Below are 14693 nucleotides of genomic sequence, written 5' to 3'. Positions count from 1 at the left end.
TAATGCAAAACAAGCATATGAAACTGTTGCGACTGTTTCTCGACAGCACCGACGCGTTGACTGCTCAGGTGCTGGCGATGAATATGGCCGTCAGCGATCGTAGCGTGAAGAACTACATTGCCGAGATCAACACCAGCGAGCCCGGGCTTATTCAGTCTTCACATCGCGGCTACGTGGTGGATAAAGCGCGCGCCATGTCAGTGCTCTCCAGCCAGGTGCATAAAATGCCCCAGACGCCGGAAGAGCGGGTCCATTACCTATTGACTCAGTTACTCAACAGCCGCCAACCCACGAGCCAGCTCCCCGATCTGTATGGCCTTAGCGATATTCTGTGCGTCAGCTATGAAACCGTTAAGAAAGATTTATTGTTGGTGCGGAAAAAACTAAAGGATTTCAATCTTTACCTCACCGTCACTAATGATTGCCTGGATATCGAAGGGCTGGAGCGCGATAAGCGACGCATGTTTTCCAGCCTGCTGTATGCGGAATTCAGCGCGAATATACTCAGTCTCGCAGAAATCGGCCGGATATTTCCGCAATATGATATCGACCACCTCGTTTCCATTCTGGTGGAGTCCTGCAAAGCCTGGCACTATTTTATTAACGAATATGCGTTGTTGAGCCTGGTACTGGATGTAGTCATCAGTATCGACAGGATCCGCAACGATCATACTTACCATAAAAACGGGGCTACGCACGACGCTTCCGGCGTTCGAAAATATGACGAACATGAAACGACGCTCGCCCGCAAAGTCATTCATGATATTGAGCGACATTTCGATGTGATCTATAACGAGCTCGAAGCCGAAGCGTTAACCGTAGTGCTGCTGAGCAGCCTGATCAGAGTTGATATGGATGAAATCCATGCCGGAAATATTGAAGAACTGGCGGGTAAAAAATGCATGGAGCTGGTCGGGGTTTTACGTAAAGAAATGCAGCGTTATGATTTTATTGATGGCGACAGCAAACAGTTTCTGATTCGCTTCACTATCCATATTAAGAATCTGTTAGTGCGTTTACAGCACGGGCACGTTACTCGTAATCCGCTGACTGAACATATCAAAACGTCCTGCCCGTTAATTTTTGAATGTGCGGTGGCTATTTCCGAAAAGATCCGGCAGTCCACCGGCTTTACGGTGGATGAGCATGAAATCGCCTATATCGCACTGCATATCGGCAGCATCCTGGGGAATCAGATTGCCGAGCAGAATAAAGTGAGTTGTGTGCTCCTCGTGCCACACTATCATAACCATACCAACCGGCTCATCTCGCAAATCGATAGTCTGTTCGGCCAGCAACTTATCATCAGGGCCATCGTTACCTCTTACGAGGAGTTTATAAACCTGTCGACCCCAGATTTCCTTATTTCCACATTACGGATCCCACAAACCATGATGGAATGGGTGTATATCAATCCGTTCCTGACCGACCGCGATGTCTCCGCGTTGCAATATAAAATGGAACGGGTAAGGCAGAAAAAGAAACGAGCCCGGTTGCTGGAGAACTTGCAGTTAATCTCCAATGAAGATTTGTTCTTCTTTAATCCGCAACTGGCGGATGAAAACGAGGCTATCCCTTTCATGGCTGAGGCACTGCACCGTCACGGCTATGTGGACGCCGCTTTTGTCGGGGATGTCTTCGAGCGCGAACGCAGTTATTCCACCACCTTTGGCAATATTGCCGTCCCACACTCGATGAAAATGAATGCGAAGAAAACCGGGTTGTGCGTCGTCATCAGCGAAAAAACATTCCCCTGGGGGAATAATATGGTCAATGTGGTGCTGCTGTTTTCCATTAATCAGGCCGAACGGGCACTGTTTTACGACATTTTTGATAACCTGATCGTTTTATTGCTTGAGCCACCCAACCTAAAAAAAGCCAGCGAATGCCGGACCTGGCAGGATTTTGTCTCTACCATTATCGAATGCTTTTAGGTCTGTGTTCTGATGGTGAGAGGGGATCGGCTCCTGGTGGGTGTGGTGTCTATGCTTCCGAGGAGTATGAAAGGAATGAGCGAGGAGCTGATCTCCATCGCGGGAGTAAAGTGCTATCAGTTGAAGAGTTGAAAAATATGATGATAGGCAATAAAAAACATGCGTAAGTCACCATGTGCTGATTCCAAAACTGATAGCTGCATTTGCCAGGCCGACGACTTCATCCTGAACGGGTCGCTGCAAAAAACACGACGCACTAGGTTGATGGCTGGCGTAATGGCTGCGTTTCAGGGCAGACGATACTGCGACGCCATGCGCCGGGGGCCTGGCCATACTGACGCTTGAAGCTGCGGTTGAAGGACTGCTGGGAGTCAAAGCCCAATGCGATCGCCACGTTCAAAATCGGTTCGTCGCTGTGGGTTAAGCACTCAACCGATTTTTGCAGCTTTTGCGTACGAATATACTCGGCGAGAGGATAACCCGTATGTTCTTTGAATATCCGCTGGAGGTGCCATTTCGAATAGCCGGCTCGCCTGGAAACAGTGTCAATGTCCAGACGGCTTTCAAGGTTGTTGTCGATCCAGTCGAGTAAATCGTGAATAAATGCACCCGTGTTCATCTCGTTTCCCCCCACGCAGGGTATTAAAAGCATCTTTGTCTGTTGCATTTAAAGGTGGCCCGTTTTTGCATTAATTGCAAGTTTTATTGTTGCATTTAAGTCCTTGCCGGTAATGCGTCTAATGCCTCTGCCTGAAATAGCACATAAAGTGTATTAATTATTCTTGCACTTAATTTAGCGCCTTCCTACAATCGCCGCGATAGTGTATTCGAAATTGTTACAGTTTTGTGGCGATGAACGGCACAAATGGCCTGAAGCCAGCCCGGACAAAGGAAGTGGCGCGGCGTCTCCCGCAGCGTCTTGCCCGGCGGCTACAATTACCGGAATAAAAATAATGAGCCTGCAAAAACCTTGGGTTAACTTTCCTCTGCATGTACTGGGAGCGATGTTACTCTCCGTACTGCTCGTCGGGTGCGATGACGGTGTCGCGCAAAACGCCGCGCCACAAGCCCCCGCCGTCAGCGCCGCTGATGTGGTCGTGAAATCCATTAGTCAGTGGGACAGCTTTAACGGTCGGATTGAAGCGGTGGAAAGTGTTCAGCTCCGCCCCCGCGTCTCCGGCTACATTGATAAAGTGAATTACACCGACGGTCAGGAAGTGAAAAAGGGCGAGGTGCTGTTCACTATTGATGACAGAACCTACCGCGCCGCACTGGAACAGGCGCAGGCAACGTTGGCGAGAGCCAAAACACAGGCCAGCCTGGCGCGAAGTGAGGCTAACCGTACCGATAAATTAATCCACACCAACGTGGTATCCCGTGAAGAATGGGAGCAGCGCCGTTCGGCCGCCACCCAGGCACAGGCTGACATTCGCGCAGCGCAGGCGGCGGTTGACGCCGCGCAACTTAACCTGGATTTCACCAAAGTGACCGCGCCTATCGATGGTCGTGCCAGCCGTGCGTTGATCACCAGCGGTAATCTGGTTACCGCGGGTGACAGCGCCAGCGTGCTCACCACGGTGATATCGCAGAAGACGGTTTACGTCTACTTTGACGTGGATGAGTCGACCTACCTTCACTATCAAAATCTCGCCCGCAGCGGGCAGGGGGCGTCCAGTAATCACCTGGCGCTACCGGTTGAGATTGGCCTGGTTGGCGAAGATGGCTACCCCCATCAGGGCAAAGTGGATTTTCTTGATAATCAGTTAACGCCGAGTACCGGTACGATCCGTATGCGCGCGCTGCTGGATAACGCACAGCGTCAGTTCACGCCGGGACTCTTTGCCCGCGTACGTCTGCCGGGCAGCGCTGAATTCAAAGCCACGCTTATCGACGACAAAGCCGTGCTGACCGATCAGGATCGCAAATATGTTTATGTCGTTGATAAAGAGGGTAAAGCACAGCGTCGCGATATTACGCCGGGGCGTCTGGCTGCCGGTTTACGCATCGTTCAGCAGGGGTTGAACCCTGGCGACAGAGTCATCGTCGATGGTTTACAAAAAGTGTTTATGCCGGGCATGCCGGTTAACGCGAAAACCGTTGCCATGACCGTCAGCACCGCCCCCAACTGATCCCTTACCTGAGAATCCGACACATGGACTTTTCCCGCTTTTTTATCGACAGGCCGATTTTCGCTGCGGTGCTGTCGATACTCATTTTTACCACAGGATTAATCGCCATCCCACTGTTGCCGGTCAGCGAATATCCTGACGTCGTACCGCCAAGCGTGCAGGTGCGCGCGGAGTATCCAGGTGCTAACCCGAAAGTGATTGCAGAGACCGTGGCGACGCCGCTGGAAGAAGCGATCAACGGCGTTGAAAACATGATGTACATGAAATCCGTCGCAGGCTCTGATGGCGTACTGGTGACCACCGTCACTTTCCGTCCGGGTACAGATCCCGATCAGGCGCAGGTTCAGGTACAAAACCGGGTATCACAGGCTGAAGCGCGTCTGCCGGAAGATGTGCGGCGTCTGGGCATCACCACCCAGAAGCAATCGCCGACGCTCACGCTGGTAGTGCATCTGTTCTCGCCTGGCGGTAAATACGATTCATTGTATATGCGTAACTACGCCACGCTAAAAGTGAAGGATGAACTGGCGCGTCTGCCCGGCGTCGGCCAGATTCAGATTTTTGGCTCGGGTGAATACGCTATGCGTATCTGGCTGGATCCCAATAAGGTGGCGGCGCGCGGGTTAACTGCTTCGGATGTGGTGACGGCGATGCAGGAGCAAAACGTACAGGTTTCCGCCGGGCAACTTGGCGCCGAGCCGCTGCCGAAAGAGAGCGATTTCCTGATCTCCATTAACGCCCAGGGGCGTCTGCATACGGAAGAAGAGTTTGGCAATATTATTCTGAAAACGGCGCAAGACGGTTCGCTGGTACGCCTGCGCGACGTGGCGCGGATAGAAATGGGTTCTGGCAGCTATGCGCTGCGCTCTCAGCTGAATAATAAAGACGCAGTCGGGATTGGTATCTTCCAGTCTCCGGGGGCGAACGCCATTGATTTGTCTAACGCGGTGCGCGCCAAAATGGACGAACTGTCCACCCGTTTCCCGGAAGATATGAAATGGGCGGCACCTTACGATCCGACGGTTTTCGTTCGCGATTCCATTCGCGCGGTCGTGCAAACGCTGCTGGAAGCGGTAGTGCTGGTTGTACTGGTGGTGATCCTGTTTCTGCAAACCTGGCGCGCGTCGATTATTCCGCTGATCGCGGTGCCGGTATCGGTCGTGGGAACGTTCAGCATTCTCTACCTGCTTGGTTTTTCATTGAATACCCTGAGTTTGTTCGGGCTGGTCCTGGCTATCGGTATCGTTGTGGATGACGCTATCGTGGTGGTGGAAAACGTTGAGCGAAATATCGAAGAGGGGCTTGCTCCCCTTGCGGCGGCGCATCAGGCGATGCGTGAAGTTTCCGGGCCGATTATCGCTATTGCGCTGGTGCTGTGCGCGGTGTTCGTACCGATGGCGTTTCTCTCCGGGGTCACCGGCCAGTTCTACAAACAGTTTGCGGTGACTATCGCGATTTCAACGGTGATCTCCGCTATCAACTCGCTGACACTTTCTCCGGCTCTGGCTGCCATGTTGTTAAAGCCGCACGGTGCACCAAAAGACTTTCCTACCAGGCTTATTGATCGTCTGTTCGGTTGGCTTTTCCGTCCGTTTAACCGCTTTTTCCACCATAGCTCGAGCCGCTATCAGGGGCTGGTTGGTAAAACGCTCGGACGACGTGGTGCGGTGTTTGCTGTTTATGTGCTGCTGCTCTGTGCCGCTGGCGTCATGTTCAAAGCCGTGCCCGGCGGGTTTATTCCTACACAGGATAAGCTGTATTTGATTGGTGGCGTGAAAATGCCGGAAGGCGCTTCGCTGGCACGTACCGATGCGGTGATCCGCAAAATGAGCGAAATCGGGATGAATACTGAAGGTGTGGATTACGCGGTAGCTTTTCCTGGGCTTAATGCGCTGCAGTTCACCAACACGCCGAATACCGGGACGGTCTTTTTTGGCCTGAAACCGTTCGACCAGCGTAAACATTCTGCTGCGGAAATTAACGCGGAGATCAACGCTAAGATCGCCCAAATCCAGCAGGGCTTTGGCTTCTCCATTTTGCCGCCACCGATTTTAGGGCTGGGTCAGGGTTCTGGCTATTCGCTGTACATTCAGGATCGCGCTGGTCTTGGCTATGGCGCGCTGCAAAACGCGGTGAACACAATGTCTGGTGCGATTATGCAGACGCCGGGGATGCATTTCCCCATCTCAACCTACCAGGCTAACGTTCCGCAACTGGATGTGCAGGTCGATCGTGATAAGGCAAAAGCACAGGGCGTGTCGCTGACCGATCTTTTCGGTACGCTGCAAACCTATCTGGGATCGTCTTATGTGAATGATTTTAACCAGTTCGGACGTACCTGGCGCGTGATGGCGCAGGCTGACGGTCCGTTCCGCGACAGCGTAGAAGATATTGCTAATTTGCGCACCCGTAATAATCAGGGCGAAATGGTGCCGATCGGCAGTATGGTGAATATCAGTACCACGTACGGGCCGGATCCAGTGATTCGCTACAATGGTTATCCGGCGGCGGATCTCATTGGCGATGCGGATCCGCGCATACTCTCTTCCTCGCAGGCGATGACGCAACTGGATGAGATGTCTAAGCAGATACTGCCGAATGGGATGAATATTGAATGGACGGACCTGAGCTTCCAGCAGGCCACTCAGGGTAATACAGCGCTGATCGTCTTCCCGGTCGCGGTTCTGCTGGCGTTCCTGGTGCTGGCGGCGCTGTATGAAAGCTGGACGTTACCACTGGCGGTGATCCTTATCGTCCCGATGACGATGCTGTCCGCGCTGTTTGGCGTCTGGCTGACCGGTGGCGATAACAACGTGTTCGTGCAGGTGGGTCTGGTCGTACTGATGGGGCTGGCTTGTAAAAACGCGATTCTGATCGTTGAGTTTGCCCGCGAGCTGGAAATTCAGGGGAAAGGTATCATGGAAGCGGCGCTGGCCGCTTGCCGTCTGCGTTTACGCCCGATTATTATGACCTCCATCGCTTTTATTGCCGGGACGATCCCGCTGATCCTCGGTCATGGCGCGGGTGCAGAAGTGCGCGGCGTCACCGGGATCACGGTGTTTTCCGGGATGCTGGGCGTGACGCTGTTTGGTCTGTTTCTGACACCGGTGTTTTACGTTACGTTGCGTAAATTCGTGACGCGCGGCAAACCGGCAAGAGACGTTTTGCCTGCGTAGTTGTCGCAGATAACAAAAAACCGCCTTCACTGTGAAGGCGGTTTTTTTGACAATAAGAAAATAATTAATTCGCTTTTTTATACAGGGCATCAATTTCAGGTAGCGGATCGCACCCACTGGTATCGGCTTTTTTGACCTCTTCCAGCGCGCTTGCCACGGTATGACGAGCTAATACCTCTAACGAAGCCTGCTCCGCTTCATCAGTGATAGATTTGAAGTACCAGCACGCGTTGGCGCTGACCACACAGCGAGCAGGTATGTCGGGACGCGACGCCCACAGTTTTTTATCTTCTATTACGGAAACGTAGATATCGCGCAGGGTGATCTTTTCCGCCGGACGACCAAGATGAATAGAACCGTTGCGGCCAAGCGTTGAGACGATAATGCCATCACGCGTGAGTGGAACCATCAATTTGCGGATTAAGCTCGGATTCGCTTCCAGACCGTAGGCCAGAATCGCACTCGTCGAACGTTCACCCAATTGCTCCGCCATCGCTACGCTGAGAACCATCTGCAAAGCTGTCGGGAAGCGGTAATCTAACATTTTATTGTCCTGGGTTGCGGTGAATCTTGTTCTTTTTGGCACCGCAGAGGTGAGTAATCATTAAGCACAATATAACAAATACGGGAATTTTTTTGAAGCAGTCTACGATTGACCTGACACGCAAAAATAGAGTTTCCCGCGCGCTTCCCGCTGTTTAATCATTGTGTATCTCAACATGGCGACGAATAAAAATATTGCGGATAAATGCTGATCGAATCGCCATATATTATCCAGAGACTTCAGGGAGGGCAGAACAAGAACCTGGTGGGCACAGTAAGAAAAAGCCAGTCGCGATGACTGGCTTTTTTAGCATCGTCTATGCCAGCCATCCCGTCGCGCCATTGCTACTGGCTGACGCTTGCGCTTTTGGCGAAGCGCCTGCGGTATCGGTAGCTTTTGCCATCAGATTTTTGAAATCCTGTTGCTCCATAGTGAGGCAATTTCCAATTTCTTGAATAGCCATTTTCTATTCTTTCAGTGAGTTAACCTCTTCATTTTAGTGATGACAATGCGCCGCAATGCGATGAAAAACGGATGGATTAGCATCCATTTTCTTTTTGTGGTTATGCCGGATCGTATCCGTTTCGGGGGTGGTACGAATCAGAGGGGGAGTTCCTGGATTCGAGACAATGCATTTTCCGCTGCTTTGCTTCTGTCATTTCCAACTGTCTTTCCTGGTGAATATGCCTTAACAGCCGCCTAAAATCGTTGAGCCACTATACTCACCATTGCAGTTGTCATTTTCATACGAGGCTGCGCACGATTAATTACCTCACACCAACCTTACCTATGACCAGCAGGAGAACAATATGCAAAAGAGTAAAACCTTGGTAGGAATGATCACCTTATCGGCGATAGCAGCATTGTTCAGCACTGTAAGCGTGCAAGCCCAGACGCCGGTGAGTGCCACAGGCCAGACCGAAACGATCGCCAGGCTTAACACCGGCGACGAAAAAGCGTTGAAGGATATGGCTCAGGCCAATATCAATGAAATCGCCGCCGCCAGGATCGCGCAGAGCAAGGCCCAAAGCAGCGAAGTCAAAGCCTTCGCTCAACAAATGGTCAAAGATCACGGCGATGCTTTGACCAAAGTACAGACGGTCGCCCAGCAAAAGGGCGTGGCACTGCCGACTGAGCCGGACGCTAAGCACAAGGCCATAGCCGCTAAGCTGGAAAAACAAAGTGGCGACGCATTTGACAAAATGTATATGGAAAACGCCGGTACCAAAGACCACAAAATGGTGCTGTCGACGCTGCAAAGTGACTCCAGGGAAATCAAGGATCCAGATGTGAAGGCTCTGGCCGACGCGCATACGCCAGTCGTTGAGCAGCACCTGAAGTCCGCCCAGCAAATTGCGATGCCAACAGATAAGTAAATAAATTATTCAGTGGGCATACGATCCTTCGACCTGGACTACCCTGGTTAAAAGCGTCGCAGACAGTCACGCGGGAGTGTGGTTGTTGAACGTTGAAGAGCCGGGGAAGCCCTTTCCGTAAGTGTGCCGATCGGTGCCCGTCTACAGGCAGTCGCAAGCTAACACTCACTCTTGTGTCGACGATAAAAACTGACGCAAAGCAGACTGCCACCTATCCTCAGCAAGCGTAGAAAACACATCAAATTTTTTGCCATAACTTCTATCTCCTTCCCTTTACTGTGCTCGTATTTGACCAACACAATTCGCGTCGGCATAGAAAAGCCCCGTCCGTTAAGGCGGGGCTTGAGGATGAAAAACGCTGCCTGATGATTACACTTTCTTCTTCCCTGCACCGAGCTCAGCGCCGGTAAGAGGATTTCCCTCAGTCGAGGATTGCGTCCGCTCGGCCATGGCCTTAACCAGCGCCTGCTGTTTCGGCGTTAATTTAACGCTCGCGCTTCCATCTCCGCCATCAACAGCAGGTTGAGGATTATCGATATAGTCAAAATTCTTATCGCTGTTCCAGCTCCCTCGAACCTCACCCCCTTCGGACATGCTGTAGTACTTATCTGTGTACTGGATGATCGGTGGTAATTTGCCAGGCGGATAATTGTTTCTGATAGATTGCAGCGCTTTCTCGAACGAGAGCTGATGTGCAGCTTCACGCGTCATCAGGAATGCTAGCGCATCTTTTACGCCGGGATCATCTGTGACGTTTATCAGGCGTTCATAGATGATTTTTGCCCTTGCTTCGGCAGCTATATTAGAACGTAAATCGGCGGTAGGTTCACCGATGGTATCTATGTAGGCCGCAGTCCAGGGAACACCGGCAGAATTGGTAAGCGATGGACCGCCACCATAAAGTAAAGAGGTAATGTGACTGTCATTGCCATTTGCGGTCAGTGAACGGTACATTTCCGCTTCATTTTCTGTGCCCTCTGCCAGTTCGCCTTTTGCCCCTTTATTGAGCATACCGACCACCGTCCCAATAATTTCAAGGTGACTTAGCTCTTCCGTTGCAATGTCTAACAGCATATCTTTTCGGCCGGCATCTTCATCACTCAGACCCTGAGTAAAATAACGGCACGCCGCGGCAAGTTCCCCTTGCGGCCCACCGAATTGCTCCAGAAGGAGATTTGCCAGTCCAGGATTGGGCTCAGAGACACGGACGGTATATTGAAGTTGCTTAACGTGTCGGAACATATTGTCACCCCTCTCAGTTTATTTTTTAGCTTCCACGCCATCCATGTCGGAACGAAGCAGGAATTGTTCTGTTGTTTCAGGAATATGGCGAATAAGCCAGTCGGCCATTTCATACTCTTCCTTCAGAATGCCCTCAATCGCAGGAATTGAGGCGTTATCTCCCGCTTTTTTCGCGGCCGCCAGCAGAGAGGTGTAGCAGGCAATTTCAAATTGTTCGAAAACGTAGCCGCTAATTGACCCTTTAACAATTTCGTCCGGAGTAAACATGCCACCAATAGACTGTCCTAACGCTGCCATCTTACTCATTGAATCTTTTACAACGGAGTTCGAAATACTATTTCGTTCAAGTATCTCTTCGAGTACAGAAATTTGATGCTGCGTTTCATTAATATGCTGCTCAATTCTTGCACGCAAGTCTGGATAGTTATCGATACGACTGGCCATAGAGTTAAGCATTGACTCGGCTTGTTTTTCCATCGCATGGGCATCGCGTAGCCAGTCATGATAATGTTCTACGTGATTCATAATGAATTCCTCATCTATTAGAATGCTATTTCGCTTCGTCTTCAGCAGTCTGGTCAGCTCGTGCGGCACTATAGCCTGACAGATGTCCGACTATATTGGCATAAATGCTAATAATAATGACCCAAAGCACACTTTCCTTCCACCATATAACTGAAGGAATAGCGGTCCGCACCAGATAATTGCCGCAGTAAGATGGCATCGTTTAACCACTTTCGGGCTGATGCTCATTTTGATATCTTTAATTAAGTTTAGCGTTCCGCACTTTGATTAATATTACTGGTCGCCAGATCTGTAAGTTTAAGATCGGTATTTTTTTCTTCTTCCAGAGTTTCGGTAAGTAGCTTGAGGGCGCTTTTATATCCAAGTTGCTCTGCCAGGGTGGCGAGGGTACCATAGCTGGCAATTTCATAATGCTCAACTTTCTGAGCAGCAGCAATGAGTGCCGCATCACGAACTTCATTCTTTTCTGTACTTTCAATCACTTCCTTGGCTTCTTCAATGAGGCCTTCCATTGCTACACATTTCATCCGCTTAATTTTAATGTTCTCTTCCTGTTCAACAATCTGATCTATACGTTCAATCTGCCCCTGGGTCTCCTCCAGGTGAGCATTAAACGCCGCACTCAGTTCCTCACTAGCTGCAGAGCGGGCTAGTTTGGCAAGAGCACGTGTTAATTGTTTTTCGGCGCTATAGGTGTCTGATAGCAGATGAATAAAAACATCCTCAATATTATTCATTTTCATTACTGTGTATCCTTTTGCTGGGAAATAATGCGGACCCGAAGGCCCGCAATGCTCTCATTAATATTTACGACATTGAAAAAGAGGTCAGGAATTATCTGACTTACGGCCACCACCATGGCTGTTCTGACCACCTTTTTTACCTGCTTCGGATGCACGTTGCGGATCATTTTTAAAATTACCGCCGCTGTGCTGACCGCCTTTGCGTCCAGCTTCAGAAGCTTTTTCTCGGTCTTCAGCGAAATTACCGGAACCACCACGATGTTCTGCCATATTTCAACCCTCTTGTTGCGTTTATGTCAGTAAGATACGTATTTGCACGTATCCGTTGTCGTTCAGGAATTAAATTTAGCTGTTATTTCTCTGGCGTCAAATAATAAACACGATAAACATTTTTTAATAATCTAAATTTTCTGCGAGAATCACCGTTTCGATTACATATTAAAAGGAATAATAATAGCTTTGAAAACAAGCACTTTTACAATAGAAAGAAGGAGTTCCACAAAATAGCGAAACCATATTCATCTTAGATTCAGTGACTTTTAGCGTTTACGGTTTCTTACATTCCTGACGTCATTGAGATTACATTGGAAATATATCATTAAGATAATTCTCATTTCTATTTTTATGCTTAACAGTCATTTTTCTGCGGCTTCATTGCTATGAAAGTCATATCTGACTTCTCATAGCCTCTTTTTCTTAAATCCTCCAAAAAATAGCCATTACTTGCTCCCCGACAAGAGAACTGCAATAAATATTTATCTCTGAATCCCTTCGGAATCGTCGTGTCTACCGGGCCAACAGTGTCTCAGGACGCATGTTCTGATACTGCTCGTCATTGTCATGCCAGTGCTCGTGATCCAGGTCGATAACCAGCTTCAGGTCGTCGACGCTGTACCCTTTATCGAAAGCGGGAACGAATTTATGGCTACAGATTTTGCACCGGCGTTGAGGCTTCACGCTTCACCTCCGCAGAAATAAAACGCTGAAAGCAAAAAATCGCAGGTGCATCTGTGACTGGTGGGAATGCGTTCTGATTGTCGTTTGCACTTTGAGTCCCCTCAAAGTGCAGAAGTCACCGGAGGTGTTCAGGCTCCAGTGACATGATTAGGGCGGGTTGATTATGGAAAACCAAAACATGTCTTCGAAGGTCCGCTCTGAGCGCAAGCTGTGTGAAAACTCATAGCTTCAATTAGCCAAACAATATTTCTCATCTGTGTTTTAAGAATGTCGTTTAAGTTGACGAGGTAATCTGTGATTTTATTCGGATGACTCAGAAGTTTTTATTGCGGAGAAGAACCTGATCTCTGTTGTTACTGGAGGATAAAACGGCTGGAACCGTTAGCCGTATTGTTCCTGCAGCTGAATTATCAATCCTGCAGTACCCCATATCGATAGCACCCTTTTCAGGTTATAAGCCAATATATGTAGACTGATTTCCGTACTGACGTTTTTAAATTTCCGCATCAGGAAGTGCGTTGCACCCATCCACATTTTAATTGTCCCAAACGGATGTTCTACCGTTTGCTTTCGCATGACCACCGCCTGAGGAAATGACTCAAGCCTCGCATGCATTTCTTCCATTTCAGCTTAATGAACCCAACGCCGTATACACCTTGGATCGCGTTTTGATGTAGTGCATCTGGAGCGCTGTCAAAAAAGGCAGGCATCTTACAAGGACTACAACACGAAAGGATCGCATTAGCACTGCATCTCATTCATGAAAAGCCGGATTTTGACTGGAAAATAGCCCAACTCGCCAGCCACTGCGCAATGTCTCGTTCATCTTTTTTTGCTGTATTCAATGAGACAGTCGGTATGTCTCCACTGAAATACCTACTCTTCTGGCGCATGTCGTTAGCGAAAAAAGCACTGATGAGTAGCAATGATAAAATCGAACAGATTGCATTCCAGATAGGTTATCAATCAGCAAGTGCATTCAACGTGGCATTCAATAAATACGTAGGAATTTCACCGGGAGTTTTTAGACGCCAGAATACAATTTCTCAAACCTACCCTTCTTCAACGGCTACCAACAAACCACATCCCTATGCTTAGAGGTAGCGTATTTTATATCCGCTTAAATCGGTGAGCAGGTTTGACGTGGAAAGACGCGCCCGGATAACGAAGCAAATAGTCGAAAATACACTCACCCAACCACTTTACCCGTAACAAAAATGTACTCACCGTTTCGCGCTGACTATAGTGATTGCGTAAAACCTTATAATCAACAAGGTCATAGAGCACACACTACAGGGATGCGTTATGACGAAAATTATCAGGCATGAAATCAATGAAGAATGGGCGCTTGCCGGTACGGGTAGTTACCGAGCACCGCATGGCGTCACTGATACTCACTGCAATTGCAATTCCGTCAGGCACGTCTGGCTGTCATCTTTGGTTGTAATAGGGTGAACAGCCTTTTTGCCGTTATAACTCACTTCAATTGAACCTTCCATATTGCGCGGTAACCACAGGCCAATAAAACCGTTCTGGTGGCTGGTCATCTTTTTCTGAATAACCGTATTTCCCTTATTGTCAGTCACTTTTACATCAAACGTGGCATTGGGCATTTCGCCCTGACAACCGGAAAGACTGTGATTAAAACAAGGGTGAGTCTGGTTTTCATAAGGTGCCGCTGAGAGATAAAACTTTTCACCCAGCGGGAGCATATAGGTTTGCCCGCCATCGGACAGCTTAAGGGTGGTACTGGTGACAGAGGCGGAATAGGGGAGCGGGCGGTTTTGCGGTGTCTGATCAATGGTTTCGATGATTTGCTCAACGGATTTACCCGCCAGCCCGTGTGAAGCGAGGAACTCTGATTCTGGCGTGGCGGCGAAGGCGGTACTGCTGACAAGCAGACTTAATAACACTAATTGTGATGGCGTAGACATGATTTTAATTCCACATGAAATAAGTGTATTTGATTATAAAGCTTCCCCTTAGGGCAAGGTCAAAGTGGCGACGCGTAAAGTAATGCAAAGATGAGGAAAAAGTACCGGCAAAACAAAGGCTGGCCGAAGCCAG

12 protein-coding genes and 4 pseudogenes are annotated in these 14693 nt (G+C 49.4%); 5 read left to right on the top strand and 11 right to left on the bottom strand.

What is annotated here, in order from left to right:
- Positions 1-2: 2 nt before the first annotated feature.
- Entirely contained in the window at positions 3-1934 is a 1932-nt protein-coding gene (locus QMG90_RS15795) for a BglG family transcription antiterminator (RefSeq protein WP_283280574.1), read from the top strand.
- 256 nt (positions 1935-2190) lie between these two features.
- Here QMG90_RS15795 and QMG90_RS15790 read toward each other — a convergent pair whose 3' ends face one another.
- The gene (locus QMG90_RS15790) at positions 2191-2553 is read right to left on the bottom strand and encodes a helix-turn-helix domain-containing protein (protein WP_283280573.1); all 363 of its coding nucleotides are present in this window, start codon (positions 2551-2553) and stop codon (positions 2191-2193) included.
- A 334-nt stretch (positions 2554-2887) separates the two neighbouring features.
- On the opposite strand from QMG90_RS15790, the gene oqxA reads away from it, so the two are divergent.
- Both oqxA and oqxB read left to right on the top strand, forming a co-directional pair.
- Positions 2888-4063, top strand: coding sequence for a multidrug efflux RND transporter periplasmic adaptor subunit OqxA (oqxA, locus tag QMG90_RS15785; RefSeq protein ID WP_283280572.1), 1176 nt, complete (start codon positions 2888-2890; stop codon positions 4061-4063).
- Between the two features lie 23 nt (positions 4064-4086).
- A complete protein-coding gene (gene oqxB / locus QMG90_RS15780; protein ID WP_283280571.1) occupies positions 4087-7239 on the top strand; it encodes a multidrug efflux RND transporter permease subunit OqxB in 3153 nt (1050 codons plus the stop codon).
- A 64-nt stretch (positions 7240-7303) separates the two neighbouring features.
- On the opposite strand, the gene oqxR is transcribed toward oqxB, so the two are convergent.
- Entirely contained in the window at positions 7304-7783 is a 480-nt protein-coding gene (gene oqxR, locus QMG90_RS15775) for an efflux pump transcriptional repressor OqxR (protein WP_283280570.1), read from the bottom strand.
- Between the two features lie 316 nt (positions 7784-8099).
- Complete coding sequence (locus QMG90_RS15770; RefSeq protein WP_283280568.1) at positions 8100-8246, bottom strand: hypothetical protein; 147 nt, start codon at positions 8244-8246, stop codon at positions 8100-8102.
- Positions 8247-8592: 346 nt separating this feature from the next.
- Here QMG90_RS15770 and QMG90_RS15765 point away from each other — a divergent pair, with 346 nt between their 5' ends.
- Positions 8593-9159 carry a DUF4142 domain-containing protein gene (locus tag QMG90_RS15765; protein ID WP_283280567.1) on the top strand — a complete coding sequence of 189 codons (567 nt, stop codon included), beginning with the start codon at positions 8593-8595 and terminating at the stop codon, positions 9157-9159.
- Between the two features lie 369 nt (positions 9160-9528).
- Here QMG90_RS15765 and QMG90_RS15760 read toward each other — a convergent pair whose 3' ends face one another.
- From QMG90_RS15760 to QMG90_RS15730, 7 genes and pseudogenes are all read right to left on the bottom strand, one after another.
- Entirely contained in the window at positions 9529-10401 is an 873-nt protein-coding gene (locus QMG90_RS15760; protein WP_283280566.1) for a manganese catalase family protein, read from the bottom strand.
- An 18-nt stretch (positions 10402-10419) separates the two neighbouring features.
- The gene (locus QMG90_RS15755) at positions 10420-10926 is read right to left on the bottom strand and encodes a ferritin-like domain-containing protein (protein ID WP_283280565.1); all 507 of its coding nucleotides are present in this window, start codon (positions 10924-10926) and stop codon (positions 10420-10422) included.
- A 25-nt stretch (positions 10927-10951) separates the two neighbouring features.
- Positions 10952-11154: pseudogene (locus QMG90_RS15750) on the bottom strand (hypothetical protein).
- Positions 11155-11174: 20 nt separating this feature from the next.
- Complete coding sequence (locus QMG90_RS15745) at positions 11175-11669, bottom strand: YciE/YciF ferroxidase family protein (protein ID WP_283280564.1); 495 nt, start codon at positions 11667-11669, stop codon at positions 11175-11177.
- Between the two features lie 84 nt (positions 11670-11753).
- The gene (locus QMG90_RS15740) at positions 11754-11939 is read right to left on the bottom strand and encodes a con-10 family general stress protein (protein ID WP_004150795.1); all 186 of its coding nucleotides are present in this window, start codon (positions 11937-11939) and stop codon (positions 11754-11756) included.
- 528 nt (positions 11940-12467) lie between these two features.
- Positions 12468-12569: pseudogene (locus tag QMG90_RS15735) on the bottom strand (conserved phage C-terminal domain-containing protein); the annotation flags it as partial.
- A gap of 438 nt (positions 12570-13007) precedes the next feature.
- A pseudogene (locus QMG90_RS15730) lies at positions 13008-13316 on the bottom strand (transposase); the annotation flags it as partial.
- Here QMG90_RS15730 and QMG90_RS15725 point away from each other — a divergent pair.
- Positions 13317-13724: pseudogene (locus tag QMG90_RS15725) on the top strand (helix-turn-helix transcriptional regulator); the annotation flags it as partial.
- 296 nt (positions 13725-14020) lie between these two features.
- Here the strand turns inward: QMG90_RS15725 and cueP are convergent.
- On the bottom strand, positions 14021-14560 hold the full coding sequence (gene cueP / locus QMG90_RS15720) for a copper-binding periplasmic metallochaperone CueP (RefSeq protein ID WP_283280563.1): 540 nt from the start codon (positions 14558-14560) through the stop codon (positions 14021-14023).
- Between the last annotated feature and the right edge of the window lie 133 nt (positions 14561-14693).

The organism is Trabulsiella odontotermitis, assembly GCF_030053895.1.
In the GTDB taxonomy this organism is placed as follows: domain Bacteria; phylum Pseudomonadota; class Gammaproteobacteria; order Enterobacterales; family Enterobacteriaceae; genus Trabulsiella; species Trabulsiella odontotermitis_C.
The sequence above is the reverse complement of the archived record's forward strand: the minus strand, read 5'-3'. Positions and strand labels throughout refer to the sequence as shown.

Excerpts from the sequence above, each read along its gene's own strand:
- QMG90_RS15795 (WP_283280574.1), top strand. The coding sequence starts at position 3 with ATGCAAAACAAGCATATGAAACTGTTGCGACTGTTTCTCGACAGCACC.
- QMG90_RS15790 (WP_283280573.1), bottom strand. The coding sequence starts at position 2,553 with ATGAACACGGGTGCATTTATTCACGATTTACTCGACTGGATCGACAAC.
- oqxA (WP_283280572.1), top strand. The coding sequence starts at position 2,888 with ATGAGCCTGCAAAAACCTTGGGTTAACTTTCCTCTGCATGTACTGGGA.
- oqxB (WP_283280571.1), top strand. The coding sequence starts at position 4,087 with ATGGACTTTTCCCGCTTTTTTATCGACAGGCCGATTTTCGCTGCGGTG.
- oqxR (WP_283280570.1), bottom strand. The coding sequence starts at position 7,783 with ATGTTAGATTACCGCTTCCCGACAGCTTTGCAGATGGTTCTCAGCGTA.
- QMG90_RS15770 (WP_283280568.1), bottom strand. The coding sequence starts at position 8,246 with ATGGCTATTCAAGAAATTGGAAATTGCCTCACTATGGAGCAACAGGAT.
- QMG90_RS15765 (WP_283280567.1), top strand. The coding sequence starts at position 8,593 with ATGCAAAAGAGTAAAACCTTGGTAGGAATGATCACCTTATCGGCGATA.
- QMG90_RS15760 (WP_283280566.1), bottom strand. The coding sequence starts at position 10,401 with ATGTTCCGACACGTTAAGCAACTTCAATATACCGTCCGTGTCTCTGAG.
- QMG90_RS15755 (WP_283280565.1), bottom strand. The coding sequence starts at position 10,926 with ATGAATCACGTAGAACATTATCATGACTGGCTACGCGATGCCCATGCG.
- QMG90_RS15745 (WP_283280564.1), bottom strand. The coding sequence starts at position 11,669 with ATGAAAATGAATAATATTGAGGATGTTTTTATTCATCTGCTATCAGAC.
- QMG90_RS15740 (WP_004150795.1), bottom strand. The coding sequence starts at position 11,939 with ATGGCAGAACATCGTGGTGGTTCCGGTAATTTCGCTGAAGACCGAGAA.
- cueP (WP_283280563.1), bottom strand. The coding sequence starts at position 14,560 with ATGTCTACGCCATCACAATTAGTGTTATTAAGTCTGCTTGTCAGCAGT.